The sequence below is a fragment of the Neobacillus sp. MER 74 genome, assembly GCF_023714155.1.
Window position 1 is genome coordinate 1 of the sequence record NZ_JAMAUV010000034.1, and the last position, 15540, is coordinate 15540.

The window sequence follows — 15540 nt, forward strand, 5'->3', positions numbered from 1 at the left end:
AAGCTTTATTTGTCTTGCCTATAATTTTAAAAGAATGATAAATATAATCGGAGTAAAGGAATTAATAACAAGATTTAGGGGGGATTCGCCCCCTTTTTATATGATTTTTGGGATTTTTATTATTTTCACCATAAATATTGTTGAATTTATTAAAGCTTTGATAAATTCAACAACAATTGTTAGACAGACTCACGTACGGTGGTGTGAGAGGTCGGGGGTTAGTCACCCCCTCCTACTCGATTACCAGCCTCGGCTTGAACCTCCGCCGCCGGAGGATCCGCCGCTGCCTCCTCGAGATCCGCCGCCGCCTCCTCTTCCACCACCTCGTGATAGGATGGATAGAAGAAAATAAGTCAAGGTGCCTCCGAAAAATTTAAAGTCTAAAACTACCACCACAAGGACAATGATGATGAGAAGCCAGGATGGAATTCCTATCCCTTCATCCTTCGGTACTGTCTTTTGGCCGTCACCACCGTTATATTCGGCAAGGACCTCATTGGCAAGTGCTTTATAAGTTTCCGAAACAGCCTGGTTCGGCTGGTTACTTTTCAAATAAGGAATAGCATATTGATCCAAGATTCGGCCAGCTTTAGCATCTGGAATTCTTCCCTCGAGACCATAACCTACCTCAATCCGGATTTTATGTTCCTTCATGGCTAAAACAAGGAGGACGCCATTATCCTCCTTCTGACTGCCAAGCCCATATTGACGGAATGCCTCATTTGCATATTCTTCTATGGATTGGCCGCCAATGGATTGAACGTTCAGCACGGCCACTTGTGCAGTTGTTTGGTCTTCAAGATTCCTGCCTAAATTGATTAATTCTGCTTTTTCTGTTTCATTTAAGACATGGGCAAAATCTTGTACATAAATATCTCCTACTGGAGCAGGTACTTGGACATCCTCAGCAAGTGCACGGGCTGCACAAAGAAATAACGTGGTAAATACCAACAGAAAGCTGAAGATCCTTTTCATATTCATTACCCGTTGCCTCCAAAGTCAACTTTTGGAGCTTCTTGAGCCTTAGGGTTTGCTTTAAAATATTCTTTCGCATCAAACCCGCCGATTCCTGCAATAATGGAGCTAGGGAATCTTTTCACTTTTTTATTAAATTCTGCTACTTTTTCATTGTAATCCTTCCGGGCCACGGCAATTCTGTTTTCTGTTCCAGCCAGTTCATCCATTAGCTGAGTAAATTGCTGGTCTGCCTTCAGGTTAGGGTAATTTTCAACGACGACAAGCAATCGGCTTAGAGCACCAGATAATTGATCGTTAGCGGTTGCTTCTTCTTCGGGGGTTTTTGCTCCGGCAAGCCGTGCACGTGCATCTGAGATGGAGGCAATAACTTCTTTTTCGTGAGCCGCATATCCTTTTACAGTATTCACCAGGTTTGGAATTAAATCGAGCCTTCGTTGAAGTTGGTTTTCGATTTGAGCATGAGATTGATTTACATCTTCTTCTAAATTGACAAAACTATTATAGCTGGACATGAACATAAGGCCCAATATGACAATAACACCGACCACAATCCCTATTCCTAGCCAACCTTTTTTCAATCTAATCAAGTCCTTTCTCACCTATAGTATTTTTATCACATGGTGAATAAGTTCCCTTTTTAAGCCATAATAAAACTTAACGGAAAATCTATAAATTAATCGTTTGTTTGGCTTTTTATTTTGGCCAAAAAATGCTGATTTATTAAGGCTTAATTTTTGTGCTTTCTTTTTCATGTCATTATCCGCTTTCACTGCTGTATATGCTCTTGAGGAAACAAACAAATTCATCACTATAACCAGTAAGCAAATGGATGGCAAAGGTGATGGCAAAAAGGATACGAAATTATTAAAAGGAGAACCATATGACATAGAAAACGGGCATATCTAATAAGAAATTTTCAATATCAAACCGATCAATTAACTGTTCAAATGTTGCCGTTATTTGAATTGTCAAATAACTATTTACCTTAAATATGATATGATCCCATATTTCTTCATTTTTTTATAAAGAGTAGCCCGTGTTATACCTAATTCTTTTGCCGTTATACTTTTGTTCCCATATGTCGTTTGAAGTGTTTGAAGGATTCTTTCTTTTTCTAATCTTTCTTTTTCATGAAATAATGATCGCACTGTAGTATCAATAGTTCGCTTTGCTTGCGGTAGGAGCTGGTCAATGTCATTTTCAAAAATTTCACTGCGTTCGTGAAGTATAACCAATCTCTCTACTAAATTACGCAGCTCTCGTATATTACCTGGCCAATGATACTCGGTCAATCGATGGACTGTCTTCCGATTAATTGCAGGTACTGCTTTGTTATATTTGATAGAAAGTTCTTTTAAAAAATCATAAAGTAAAAAAGGAATGTCATCTTTTCTTTCTCGTAGGGGAGGGATCTGAGCAGAGAATACATTTAGCCGATAAAATAAATCAGAACGAAATGTTCCATCTGACACCATATTTTCTAGAATACGATTGGTGGCGGCAATAATTCTAACATTAACTTTTATCGGCGTTTGTCCACCTATGCGATAGATTTCTTTTTCTTGTAAAGCCCTCAAAAGTTTGACCTGCATATCCAGTGGAAGTTCTCCTACTTCATCTAAAAATAGAGTTCCTCCCTCTGCTAATTCTAGTTTCCCCGGTTTTCCTCCTTTTGAAGCACCAGTATAGGCACCTGCTTCATAACCAAAGAGCTCACTTTCAAACAGGGCATTAGGAATCGCCCCGCAATTAATCGGAATAAATGGTTTTTCGCTTCGTGAGCTTTCTTCATGTATGGCTTGGGCAAAAAGTTCTTTCCCAACACCACTTTCTCCGCTAATCAAAATCGTTGCGCCTGTCTTTGCTACTTTTTTTGTGTCATGAATAATCTGTTGAATTGAGGCATTTTTTCCTTTTATCTTATTAAATGGATCATCAAGATGGTTTTGAGTGATTTGTTGTTTTAGCTGCTGTAACTCTTTAGAAGTAGAGGTTAATTGTTCATTTAATTTTATTGTGGCGGAAATATCTTTTTCCACTGACATACTGCCAATAAGTTCTTTGTTTTGATTGTAAATAGGGCTCGCGCTTATTAAGACATGCTTGTCAGGCCGTGGAATATGATACATATCTCGGATGGACTGTTGGGTTTCGAGAACCTTCAAATTCATAATATCCTCTTGTTCAAAAAAATCGCGAATATTCCTTCCGATAATCTCTTCTTTTTTTATATGGTACGTTTTTTCAGCTGCTTCGTTCCAGAATACCATTTCTCCATCTGTGTTTATGACAGAAATGGCTTCTTCTAATGAAGACAACAACGTACGAAGGGTATCAAGGACAAAAGAATCGTTTTTTTTCATATACCACCTCGAAGATTTGATTGATTAAATTTTAAAAAAATGTTTAAAAAATATACACTTTGTATACAGTTTTGTTGATAAAAATATACATTGTTTAAGTTAAGTTGTAAACACAGTTTACTGAAAATTGACAAACTTCGCTTTTTTTTTGTTTTGGCACAGTTCTTGCAATAATATACAGTAAGCAACTATTGAAACCTTGAAAATATTTTATAACAGACGAAGGATAAATATATTAAGAGGGATAGGAGGAAGATGAATGTTAGTTATAAATGCTAATGAACAAAGAAATTTAATAGATATGAATGAGGTTATAGAACAAGCTGCAGTGGCACTAAGTGAATTTTCGGCCTCCCGGACAATTACTCCCATTCGTTCGGCTCTGCCATTCGGTAATTCTCAAAACACCGCTTTAGTGATGCCCTCAGTTGCAGAAGAGCTTAGGAGCGTGGGAGTAAAACTAGTAAACGTAGTCCCAGGTAATAAAAAATTAGGTAAGAAAACGATAAATGGAGTAGTTATTCTATTTGATTTTGAAACAGGTGAACCGCTCGCTTTATTGGAAGGCTCTTATTTAACAATGATACGAACTGGAGCACTTACTGGTGTTGCAACTAAATATTTATCTCGACCTGATTCTAAAATAGTAAGCATAATCGGGACAGGGGAACAAGCAACTGGTTTACTAGAAGCCATCCTAGCTGTCCGAGACATAAAAAAAGTCTCCCTTTATAACCGGACGCCAAGAAAAGCTAAAGAGTTTGCTAAATACATTGATCAAAAATTTAGCGTGGATGTACAAGTGGGTACGGATTCAAATCAGGTTGTACATGAAGCGGATATTATTGTAACGGCTACGAACTCTCTATCACCGGTTTTTACAGATTTGATAAAGCCTGGTGTTCATATTAATGCCGTCGGTTCATTTCGCCCAGATATGCAGGAATTGCCATCTCACGTTTTTTCTACGGCCGAGAAAGTCGTTGTGGAATCGAGGCATGCTGCACTAGAAGAAACAGGTGATTTGCAAATACCGATTCAAGAAGGTCTGTTTCACAAAAGCAATATTTATGCAGAGCTGGGTGAAATTGTTAGTGGTGAACGAAAAGGTAGAGAAAGCGTAGAGGAAAAAACTGTTTTTAAATCTGTCGGTCTTGCCGTTGTGGATTTAGTAGTAGCGCAATATTTATATGAAAAAGCTTTAAAGCATAATGCTGGAACCAACATTCAGTTGTAAACAGGCTTTTGTGCAGAAGAAACATAATATTAATATCTTTCAAAATACAAATATACTATTTAATAAAAGGAGAGAAAATCATGAACACAACAGAATTAAGCAAGGTTAAAGATTACAAATACGAACAATTTACAGATTTTTCAATAGAGGTAAATAAGAATGAATTTGAAGCAGCATTATCTTTTGTTAACTCACAGCTTGAGAAAGAATATCCGCTAATTATCGGGGGAAAACGCATTACTACGGAAGCGAAAATCGTCTCCACTAACCCAGCTAAAAAAGAAGAAGTCATTGGAAGAGTATCTAAAGCAGATCAAGAAATAGCTGAAAAAGCGATGCAAGCTGCACTGACTTCATTCGAATCATGGAAACAGGAGGATGCAATGAATCGTGCAGAAATTCTTTTCCGTGCAGCCTCTATTATTCGTAAACGCAAGTATGAATTCTCAAGCTACCTTGTAAAAGAGGCTGGAAAACCATGGAGAGAAGCAGATCCGATACAGCAGAAGCAATTGATTTTCTTGAATACTATGCCCGCCAAATGGTGGAATTAAAAGACGGTGCCCAAGTAAAAAGCCGTGAAGGAGAAGTAAATAGTTACAATTATATTCCTCTAGGAGTTGGAATCATTATTTCACCGTTTAACTTCCCATTAGCAATCATGGCAGGAACAGCAGCTGCAGCTATAGTAGCCGGAAATACGATTCTATTAAAACCTTCTAACAATACACCAGTTGTTGCAGCGAAGTTCGTTGAAGTAATGGAAGAAGCTGGACTGCCAGAGGGAGTTCTTAATTATATTCCAGGAAGCGGTTCGGAAGTAGGAGATTATCTTGTTGATCATCCAAACACTCGGTTTATATCCTTTACTGGCTCCCGTGAAGTGGGCTGCCGCATTTATGAACGTGCAGCTAAAGTACATCCTGGTCAAATATGGTTAAAGCGTGTGATTGCAGAAATGGGTGGAAAGGATACCGTTATCGTAGATAATGATGCAGATTTGGATCTCGCAGCATCTTCAATCGTATATTCTGCATTTGGGTTTTCAGGACAAAAATGTTCAGCTGGTTCTCGTGCAGTGGTGCACCAGGATGTTTATGATGAAGTACTAGAAAAAGCAGTGGCATTAACTAAAACATTAAAGGTTGGCAGCCCGGAATACGCCGACACTTATATGGGGCCAGTCATTGACGCTAATTCATACAAAAAGATTTCTAAGTATATTGAAATTGGCAGAGAAGAGGGCGTCCTTGTGACAGGTGGCAATACTGACGATTCTAAAGGTTACTTCATAGAGCCTACGATTTTCGCTGATGTGGACGAAAATGCACGATTAATGCAGGAAGAAATTTTTGGCCCTGTTCTAGCTTTCTGTAAGGCACGTGACTTTGATCATATGATGAAAATTGCGAATAACACCGATTACGGATTAACAGGTGCATTGCTTTCAAACAATAGGGAACACATCGAGCGTGCAAAACAGGAATTCAATGTTGGAAATCTTTACTTCAATCGCGGATGCACAGGAGCGATCGTTGGATACCAACCATTCGGCGGATTTAACATGTCAGGAACCGACTCAAAAGCAGGAGGTCCTGATTATCTAATTTTGCATATGCAAGCGAAAACAACGAGTGAATCTTTGAAATAAAGTATAGAGAGTAAGGATTTAATATTAATCTTAGGGGGATTGGAAATGATTGCAGAGATTTCGAAAAATATGTTTCTTCACGCTTCACAAAACAAATCCTTAAATAAGGCAGCAAAGAAATGGGGCTTAAGGTTTGGTGCATCTCAAGTGGTCGCAGGGGTTACCATCGAAAGTGCAATTAAAAGTGTTAAAAAGTTAAATGAAAAAGGGTTAGTCTGTACTCTCGACCATTTGGGAGAATTTGTTTCGAGCAGAGAGGAAGCTATAGAAGCTACGGAATATAATGTAAGAACATTAGAAGCAATCTTCAGAGCTGAGGTAAATAGCAATCTATCAGTTAAAATGACCCAGCTTGGATTGGATATTGATAAAGAATTTTGCCTGGATAACATGCGTAGAATACTAGAAACAGCTAAAAAAACGAAGAATTTTGTCAGAATCGATATGGAAGATCATGCACATTGCCAGGTTACATTAGACATTCTAAGAGAACTTCGCGAAGACTTTAATAATGTGGGAACCGTGATACAAGCTTATTTAAATCGAGCCGAGCAAGATGTGAAAGATTTAAAAGGAATTCCTCTCCGTCTCGTAAAGGGTGCTTATAAGGAATCTCCAGAAGTTGCAATTCAGGATAAAAACGAGATTGATGGAAATTACATGAGGATAATCAAAGAGCATTTGTTGAGCGGCACCTATACAGCAATTGCTACCCATGACCATAATATAATTGCTAAAGTAAAAGAATTTGCGAAAAAGAATAATATTTCAAATGATCAATTTGAATTTCAAATGCTGTATGGTTTTAGAACAGAAATGCAACTCAGTTTAGTAAAAGAGGGATACAAAATGCGTGTATACATTCCATTTGGTGACGACTGGTTTGGGTACTTCATGCGTCGATTGGCAGAAAGACCGCAAAACGTAGCATTTGCCCTAAAAGGATTGTTTTCTAAATAAGATAGGTGCGAGCACCATCCAGTAATTATCAACCTGTATTCTTTGAATCGTTTTTCAAAGATACAGGTTGTTTATTTTCTTCCGAAAATTTTTAAAAATACTGTTAATTTAAAAAATAATATGGTAGTATGAAATTAAATACAGTATTACTTAAATAATTACGATATATTTTAAATGTTTTACTCGTTGGGGGTCTTAAAATGGAAGAAGAAGTATCGAAGAAAATCAGAGAGTTACGGCTTGAAAAAAAACTCACACTTAAGGATTTAAGTGAGAAAACAGGCCTTTCAATCAGTTTTTTATCACAAGTTGAACGTGCTGCATCTTCAATAGCTATTACATCATTGAAAAAATTAGCAGATGCATTCGATGTTCCTATAACTGATTTTTTTGAAGATTTTGCCAATAAAAATTATAAAGTAACAGTAGAAGAACAAAAACCATTTAGAATTGAGGGGGCAGGGGCGATCTATACCCGGCTCGGGGGGGAGTTTCCAGGAAGAGCAGTGGAACCTTTGTTAGTGACTTTTCCTCCTGGTGAGCCTAAAGAAAAAATTGTGACCCATCCAGGTGAAGAGTTCTATTACATTCTTGAGGGCGCTATGATCGTAACTATTGAAGGAAAGGAATACATCTTAAAACCAGGTGATACCATTCACTTTCCATCGACTATCCCGCATTCCATTACGAATCCACTTGATCATGATGCAAAGGTCTTTTGTTTTGTAACGCCAGTCATTTTTTAAATGACTTGCTCAATATAAAAATTATTTATTAAGATGGGTGGTTAAATCATGAGAGTAGCAACAGACATTGGCGGAACATTTACTGATTTAGTTTTTGTTGATCAACAAGGGAAAATTGGGGTTGCTAAAAGTCATACAACTCCCCCGAATTTTGAAAAAGGAGTTTTGGATGTTATTCGTGTAAGCGGTATCAATACTGAACAGTTGGAGACTTTTATTCATGGAACCACTGTCATTATTAATGCGTTAACTGAACGAAAAGGTGTGAAGACAGGATTAATTACAACTAAGGGATTTCGTGATGTGTTAGAGATAGCACGTGGAAATCGTCCTGATCTCTTCAATATCCAATATCAAAAACCTACTCCTTTTGTTCCGCGTTATTTACGACAAGAAGTAGAAGAACGTTTGAACTACAAAGGGGAAGTAATCCAAGCTTTAAATAAAGGACAAATAGAAGAAATTGTTCATTACTTTAAGAAAGAAAATGTGGAAGCGATTGCTGTTTCTTACCTGCATGCATATAGCAATCCATTACATGAAAAAGAAACAGTAGAGCTTATCAATGAATTATGGCCTGATGTTGCGGTTACTGCTTCCCACGAGGTAACAAGAGAGTGGAGGGAATATGAGCGCACTAGTACAACGGTATTAAACTCATATGTTAAACCTATTGCTTCTTCTTATGTCGATCGTCTTGAAAATGAATTAAATAAAGTTGGCAATAAATCTAACAAATATATTATGCAATCAAATGGCGGTACGACCACATTTGAGCAATCAAAGCAAACACCAATCAATATGGTAGAGTCAGGACCAGTGGCAGGAATTTATGGATCAGCTATCTTAGGAAAAATCCTTGGTGAAGAAAATATCATTGCCTTTGACATTGGTGGAACAACTGCGAAATGTTCTCTGATCGATGGCGGCGAAGTAAAGGTAACAACTGAGTATAATATTGAACGTACAGACCGTACTGCGGGTTATCCAATTAAAGTTCCAGTGGTTGATATAGTTGAAATCGGTAACGGTGGCGGTTCAATTGCCTGGATTGATGCCGGTGGATCTTTAAGGGTTGGTCCGCAATCAGCAGGCGCCTTGCCAGGACCTATCGCATATGGTAAAGGCGGAACAGAACCTACTACTACTGATGCGAATCTTGTGGTTGGACGGCTTTCACCGAAAAACTTCGATAACGCTGTCGATATGGAAAGCGTAAGAAACGCGATACAAGAAAAAATTGCTAACCATTTTGATACATCGGTTGACGAAGCAGCTCTTGGAATAATCCGAATTGCCAATTCCAATATGCTTAATGCACTAAAACTTATTTCGGTGAGAAAAGGCTATGATCCACGTGATTTTGCTTTAGTAGCATTTGGCGGGGGAGGTTCTATGCATGCTCCGGCACTTGCAAAAGAGCTTGGGGTACGAAAGGTTATTGTTCCAGTAGCAACTTCTGTGTTCTCAGCTTGGGGAATGCTTATGACAGATTTGCGTCATGACTACATCCAAACCTTTATTCGTCGAGTTGAAGGCATTGATTATGAAGAGCTTAATGGAACCCTGGCAAAACAGGAAACAGACGCTATTTCTCAGTATGATCAAGAAGGTGTAAAAAAGGAAAACGTTCTCTTCACTCGTTTTGTAGACTTACGCTATGTCGGTCAAGAGCATACCGTGAAAGTTCCAGTTCCTAACGGAGAAATAACTAAAGAAACAATGCAGAAAGTGATTCATAAGTTCCATGAAACACATGAGCAATTATATACATTTAAGTTGGAAGAGTCGTCAACTGAAATTGTTAACCTGCACTTAATAGCTCTTGGTTCAGTTAAGAAGCCTGAATTGGCTAAACTGGAAAATACCGGCGCATCTTTAGAAAGTGTATTAAAAGAAGTAAGACCAGTATTATATGAAGAGCATGGATGGATTGAAACAAAGGTATATGACAGAGCACAGTTAACACCAGATGCGGCTATTGAAGGGCCAGCCATTGTGGAAGAGTCATCTGCATCAACAGTTGTTTACCCTGGGCAATCGGTCACTGTTGACGTTTATGGCAATTTAATCATTGAGACGGGGGTATAAGACGATGGCAAATACAGTTGCACCAAAAGTAGATCCATTTACATTAGATATTGTTAAAGATTCATTAGTTGCGATTGGCGAAGAAATGTTTTATGCCTTAGCGCGTACTTCAATGAGTCCTATTATATATGAAGTTTTAGACTATGCGAGCGGTCTTATGGATTCTAAAGGCCAATTGCTAACACAAGGGAACGGAGTAACCGGCTTTATTGGGATGCTTTCTTTCATGGTTCGCGAAACAGTTGAAAGATACAATAAACCAGGTGATTTAAAACCGGGGGACATCATTTTGATTAATGATCCATATGGCGGGGGCGGCTCCCATTTATGTGATGTTGGATTGGTTATGCCGATCTTTTATCAAGGAGAGTTAATCGCTTTTTCCGCGAACAAAGCGCACTGGACAGAGGTTGGAGGAAAAGACGCTGGATCTATGTCTACCGATTCAACAGAGATCTATCAAGAAGGCCTGCAATTTCCTTGTATAAAATTATTTGACGAAGGGAAATTGAATCAGGCTGTAGTGGATATTATAGCTGCAAATGTCCGCTTTCCAGATCTTTCATTAGGGGATATGTGGGCTCAGGTAGCTGCACTGAAAACAGGTGAACGACGAGTTCAAGAATTGTGTGATAAGTATAAAAAAGATACTGTGCTTAACTCTATTAATTATCTTTTAGAGCATGGTGAACAATTAGCACTTAAAGCTTTAAAAGAAATACCGAAGGGTACGTATGAAGCAGTCGATTATATCGATGATGATGGTATTGAAGAAGGTCCATTCCGAGTACAGGTGAAGGTGACGATTACCGATGATCAGTTTATTTGTGACTTCCGTGGCAGCCATCCGCAAGTGACTGGTTCAATCAATACTACTTATACGGGTTTAGTTTCTGCTGTCCGCACTGTATATCTTGCCGTAACCAATCCTTCTCAAGATGTAAATGATGGATCATTCCGCCCGCTTCATGTTATTACCGATAAAGGCTCGATCTTTAATGCGATGCGCCCAGCCCCTGTTTCGATGTATTGGGAGTCGATGTTATTTGGAACAGACTTAATTTGGAAAGCGTTAGCCCCGGTTGTGCCTGAACGTTTATCTGCAGGCCATTTCTTATCAGTATGTGTAGCGATTCTTTCAGGTAAACATCAAGATACGGATGAGCGTTTCTTGATTGTTGAACCATCTGTTGGTGGATGGGGAGGAGCAGAAGGCGCGGATGGAGCTTCCGGTCAATTCTGTATCCTGGATGGGGAAACCTTCAATATCCCAGTAGAAGTGTGCGAAACAAGAAATGGTGTTTTAGTTGATGAGTATAGCCTATCTACTGATGGAGCTGGTGCAGGTGAATTTCGCGGTGGTCAGGGTGTTATCCGTTCTTACCGTGCTTTAACAGATAATCAGGTCTTTACCGCATCCTTTGGTCGCCATAAATATGATGTATGGGGAGCAGAAGAAGGAAAAGATGGTTCTAATAATTATTTTGAGATTGTAAAAGCGAACGGTGAAGTCGACGGACCATATGGTAAGTATAATCAATATCCGTTAAATAAAAATGATGTTGCCCGCCTTGTAACAGCATCGGGTGGCGGATACGGTGACCCGCTGAAACGACCCGTTGAGAAGGTGGTTAGCGACGTGAAAAATGAGTATATCACTGTCGAGCAAGCAAAAAATGATTATGGGGTAATCCTTGATGCATCAACTATAGAAGTAAAAGAACTATCTCCAGAACGTCTAGCAAAGGAGTCGAAATAAATGAATGTAATTACATTAGAAGATGTGGCTAAGGAAGACCGCCCGGGAATAATAATGAAAACACTATTTGATGAATCCATCATTGAAGGGGCCCGTGCTTCGATCGGCACGGTTTCCGTTCCAGCAGGTGCCCGGATTCCACTCCAAGGAACGGGTTCACATGAGCAAGATGAATACGCTATTTTTTTAAAAGGCTCCATTTTAACCATGAGTGGTGGAAAAGAATACCGAGTTTCGGCGGGACAAGCCACCTTTATTCCCCATGGCGAAGAACACTGGGCCTATAACGACGGACAAGAAGATTGCGAACTTGTTTGGGTATTAGTTAACAGATAACCTATATTTTTTAAAATAGGCTTGTTAAAGCTAATGTTGGAAGTGCCAGGAGCGGAAATCAACAGACAAGTTTAACACAGCCTTAAAATAAAATAACATTTACCATCGAGAGTAATAGCAGATAGAAAGCCTTGCCTTTTTTTAAAAAAGCAGGGCTTTCTATCTATGAAATTTGAGGAGGCGTATTCATGTCATATCAAAACCGTATTTATAAAGTACAAAAACAATTAGAAGAATTAAATTTAGAAGCTGTTGTAGTCACTTCACCACCGAATTTTTTCTATTTTAGCGGGACATGGCTGGACTCCCATGAAAGATTGCAGGCGATTGTCATCCCTAAAGCTGGAAAGCCAACCATGATCGTTCATGAAATGTCAAAAGAAGAAGTCCCGTTCAATGGACTTTTTGAAAACGCTTTCTGGAAGGATGGAGAGAATTCATTGGAGTTATTGGCAAGTATTCTGCCACTAAATGGAACCGTATCAATCGATAATTTATGGCCAAGTCAAAACCTACTTAAGCTTATACAATTGAAAAATCAAATATCGTTTGTGGATGGTACGCAAGTGATTGGAAAGTCAAGACTAAATAAAGATTCAAAAGAATTCGAACTACTGAAGAAATCAGGTGCGATCGCAGATAAAGTATTACAACAAGTAATTGACTACCTTCGACCTGGTCTTACCGAGAAAGAGGTAGCGGATGAGATTAAGCGCCTTTTCGCCTTGCAAGGAGTTGATACATTGTCATTTAATCCGATTGTAGGTGCGGGGAAAAACGGAGCGATCCCCCATCATTTATCAGATAACACTCCTATTGAAGCTGGAGATATGGTTGTCATTGATATGGGAGGTATTAAAGACCACTATTGTTCAGACATGACCCGAACGGTATTAGTTGGAGGAGAACCTTCAGACGAAATGTTAAAAGTCTATGAAATAGTGAAACAAGCACAGGAAGCAGCCGTTAAGGCTGTAAAACCAGGAGTGCCTTTGATGGATATTGACAAGGCAGCAAGAGATATTATCAGTAATGCCGGATATGGAGAATATTTTACTCATCGTACTGGCCATGGCTTAGGAATCGAGGTTCATGAAGAACCGTTTGTAACCTCTAACAACGATCAGCTGTTAGAAGAAGGTATGGTCATAAGCATAGAGCCAGGGGTTTATTTAAGCGGTAAGTTTGGTGTTAGGATCGAGGATATCGTTTTTGTAACTGATTATGGTTGCGAAAGACTGAATATTCTTTCTAAGGAATTCACTCATACAGGCAAGGCAGAAGTATTGAGCAGTGAAAATATATAAATAGATTAAGGGCTTAGAAATAATGCAGACACTTTTAAAAATATAGCATGAAAAGGAGCGGTTTTTGTGACGCGGTATCGTTTAGGGATAGATATAGGGGGAACATTTACGGATTTAGTTCTTTATGACAAGCAAGAAGCGAAATATCAAACAGAGAAAATTTTAACTACTCCAAAGAACCTGTCAGATGGTGTATTGGAGGGTATGAAAAATCTAGTTGAGGACTTTAGTGAAATCGATTACTTCGTACATGGAACAACAGCAGGACTTAATGCCTTTCTTGAACGAAAAGGATCGAATGTAGCCTTAATTGTCACGGAAGGATTTAGGGATATTTATGAAATAGGCCGTGCGAATCGTCCTGATATGTATAGCATTACATATAGAAAACCGGAACCTCTAGTAAAGCGCCGTAACGTTTTTGAGGTAAAGGAAAGAGTGTTAGCTGACGGTACAGTCGAGACAAATCTAGACTTTAACCATTTGAATGAAGTGGTCAATCAAATTATCGAAAAAGGATTTAACTCCGTTTCGGTAAGTCTTTTACACTCATACAAAAACCCAGAAAATGAAACAAAAGTAAAAGAGTTTATTAAACAAAAAGCACCTCACATTTCAGTATCGCTATCGCATGAAATTGCTCGTGAATGGCGTGAGTACGAACGTACTAGTACGACGGTGATCAATGCCTATGTAGCACCGATTGTTGAAAACTATCTTGCTAGTCTAGAAGACAGAACGGGACAAGAAGGGTTAGAAGGAGACTTATATATTATGCAATCCAATGGCGGGGTGATGACATCCGGGGTTGCAAAGAAAATGCCAATCCAGACGCTAATGTCCGGTCCGGTTGGTGGTGCAATTGGAAGTATTAGCCTTGGTAAACTGACAGACTATAAAAACTTAATTTGTGTCGATATGGGTGGAACAAGTTTTGATGTAAGCCTTGTTATTGACGGTGAACCAGATGTTACGTCGGAAACTAGTCTAGAAGAATTTCCTATTCTTACACCAATGGTTAATATTCACACAATTGGGGCGGGTGGTGGTTCCATTGCCTGGATCGAGGGCGGGGGATTACGTGTAGGTCCAAAAAGTGCAGGAGCAGACCCAGGTCCTGCCTGTTATGGAAATGGAGGTACTCAAGCAACTGTAACGGACGCCAACCTAGTGTTAGGACGTCTGGATGAGGAAGGGTTTCTTGGCGGAAACATGAGATTAGACCGTGATGCTGCCTATCAAGCGGTAAAACAAATTGCTGATCAGCTAGGTTTAGGAGTACTAGAAACAGCAGAAGGGATTTGTGATATTGCCAATGCAAAAATGGCGGACGCCATTCGTACGTTAACAGTAAGCAAAGGGATTGACCCACGTGATTTCGCGCTTGTCGCATTTGGCGGAGCTGGTCCGATGCACGCCGTGTTAATCGCTGATCTTCTTGGAATAACGAAAATCCTTGTCCCAACAGTTGCTGGCACTTTCTCGGCTTGGGGCATGCTTCAAACAGATATTCGTCATGATGCTGTAAGAACATTTGTATCTGTATTAGACCATAGTGACAAGAAGAAGATGGTTGGTCTATATGATGAAATGGAGCAAGAAACTATCAATATTTTAACTCAGCAAAGAGTGAAAGAAGCTGATATGTCATTTCAGAAAACGGTTGACATTCGCTATGTTGGCCAGGAATACACAGTGAATGTACCCTTAAATATTAAAATCAATGATGAGGAATCCATGATTCAGTTAGCCGGACTTTTCCATGAAATGCATGGGAAAATTTATGGTCATAACAATCCGGATGGAATTATTGAAGCAGTAAATTTACGAATAACTGGCTATGGAAAGCTAGAAAAAGAGGAACAAGCAGAAAAGGAAACAACTGTTAAAACTGAAACAGATGTCGTTTCAAGAACGAACAAACAAGTCATCTGGAAAGGGTCAGAAAAAAATACACCAGTTATGACGACTGCTCATTTGAAGTATGGCCATCGTTTTGATGGACCAGCAATTGTAGAAGATCCTCGAACTACAACGGTTATTCCTAGTGGTTATCGAGTTGAGGTTGATCGGTTAGGGAACCTTGAAATCACGAAGGAGGAACGATAATAA

The 15540-nt window shown here is 39.1% G+C and carries 11 protein-coding genes and 1 pseudogene; 9 read left to right on the forward strand and 3 right to left on the reverse strand.

The genetic code is table 11. The features are described from left to right. Positions 1-240: 240 nt before the first annotated feature. The 3 genes from M3610_RS25850 to M3610_RS25860 form a co-directional block, all read right to left on the reverse strand. Positions 241-975 carry a TPM domain-containing protein gene (locus tag M3610_RS25850; RefSeq protein WP_396953677.1) on the reverse strand — a complete coding sequence of 245 codons (735 nt, stop codon included), beginning with the start codon at positions 973-975 and terminating at the stop codon, positions 241-243. A gap of 5 nt (positions 976-980) precedes the next feature. Beyond that, a complete protein-coding gene (locus tag M3610_RS25855) occupies positions 981-1496 on the reverse strand; it encodes a LemA family protein (protein WP_180230093.1) in 516 nt (171 codons plus the stop codon). Between the two features lie 462 nt (positions 1497-1958). After that, positions 1959-3341, reverse strand: a complete 1383-nt coding sequence (locus M3610_RS25860) for a sigma-54 interaction domain-containing protein (protein WP_251463386.1) — start codon at positions 3339-3341, stop codon at positions 1959-1961. 259 nt (positions 3342-3600) lie between these two features. On the opposite strand from M3610_RS25860, the gene M3610_RS25865 reads away from it, so the two are divergent. The 9 genes and pseudogenes from M3610_RS25865 (at position 3601) to M3610_RS25905 (ending at position 15537) form a co-directional block, all read left to right on the forward strand. Further along, on the forward strand, positions 3601-4578 hold the full coding sequence (locus M3610_RS25865; RefSeq protein WP_098573496.1) for an ornithine cyclodeaminase family protein: 978 nt from the start codon (positions 3601-3603) through the stop codon (positions 4576-4578). A gap of 80 nt (positions 4579-4658) precedes the next feature. Further along, a pseudogene (pruA, locus tag M3610_RS25870) lies at positions 4659-6229 on the forward strand (L-glutamate gamma-semialdehyde dehydrogenase). A 45-nt stretch (positions 6230-6274) separates the two neighbouring features. After that, entirely contained in the window at positions 6275-7189 is a 915-nt protein-coding gene (locus M3610_RS25875; RefSeq protein WP_098573502.1) for a proline dehydrogenase family protein, read from the forward strand. 200 nt (positions 7190-7389) lie between these two features. Then, a complete protein-coding gene (locus M3610_RS25880) occupies positions 7390-7935 on the forward strand; it encodes a helix-turn-helix domain-containing protein (RefSeq protein ID WP_098573505.1) in 546 nt (181 codons plus the stop codon). 48 nt (positions 7936-7983) lie between these two features. Next, positions 7984-10026, forward strand: coding sequence for a hydantoinase/oxoprolinase family protein (locus tag M3610_RS25885; protein WP_251463387.1), 2043 nt, complete (start codon positions 7984-7986; stop codon positions 10024-10026). A gap of 4 nt (positions 10027-10030) precedes the next feature. Then, positions 10031-11785 (forward strand): hydantoinase B/oxoprolinase family protein, encoded by a 1755-nt coding sequence (locus tag M3610_RS25890; RefSeq protein ID WP_098573511.1) that lies wholly within the window; start codon positions 10031-10033, stop codon positions 11783-11785. After that, positions 11786-12121: a cupin domain-containing protein gene (locus M3610_RS25895; protein WP_098573514.1), complete on the forward strand. Its 336-nt coding sequence runs from the start codon at positions 11786-11788 to the stop codon at positions 12119-12121. It abuts the gene before it with no gap. A gap of 188 nt (positions 12122-12309) precedes the next feature. Beyond that, positions 12310-13428 (forward strand): M24 family metallopeptidase, encoded by a 1119-nt coding sequence (locus M3610_RS25900; RefSeq protein WP_251463388.1) that lies wholly within the window; start codon positions 12310-12312, stop codon positions 13426-13428. 66 nt (positions 13429-13494) lie between these two features. Continuing rightward, positions 13495-15537 carry a hydantoinase/oxoprolinase family protein gene (locus M3610_RS25905; protein ID WP_098573521.1) on the forward strand — a complete coding sequence of 681 codons (2043 nt, stop codon included), beginning with the start codon at positions 13495-13497 and terminating at the stop codon, positions 15535-15537. Positions 15538-15540: the final 3 nt, after the last annotated feature.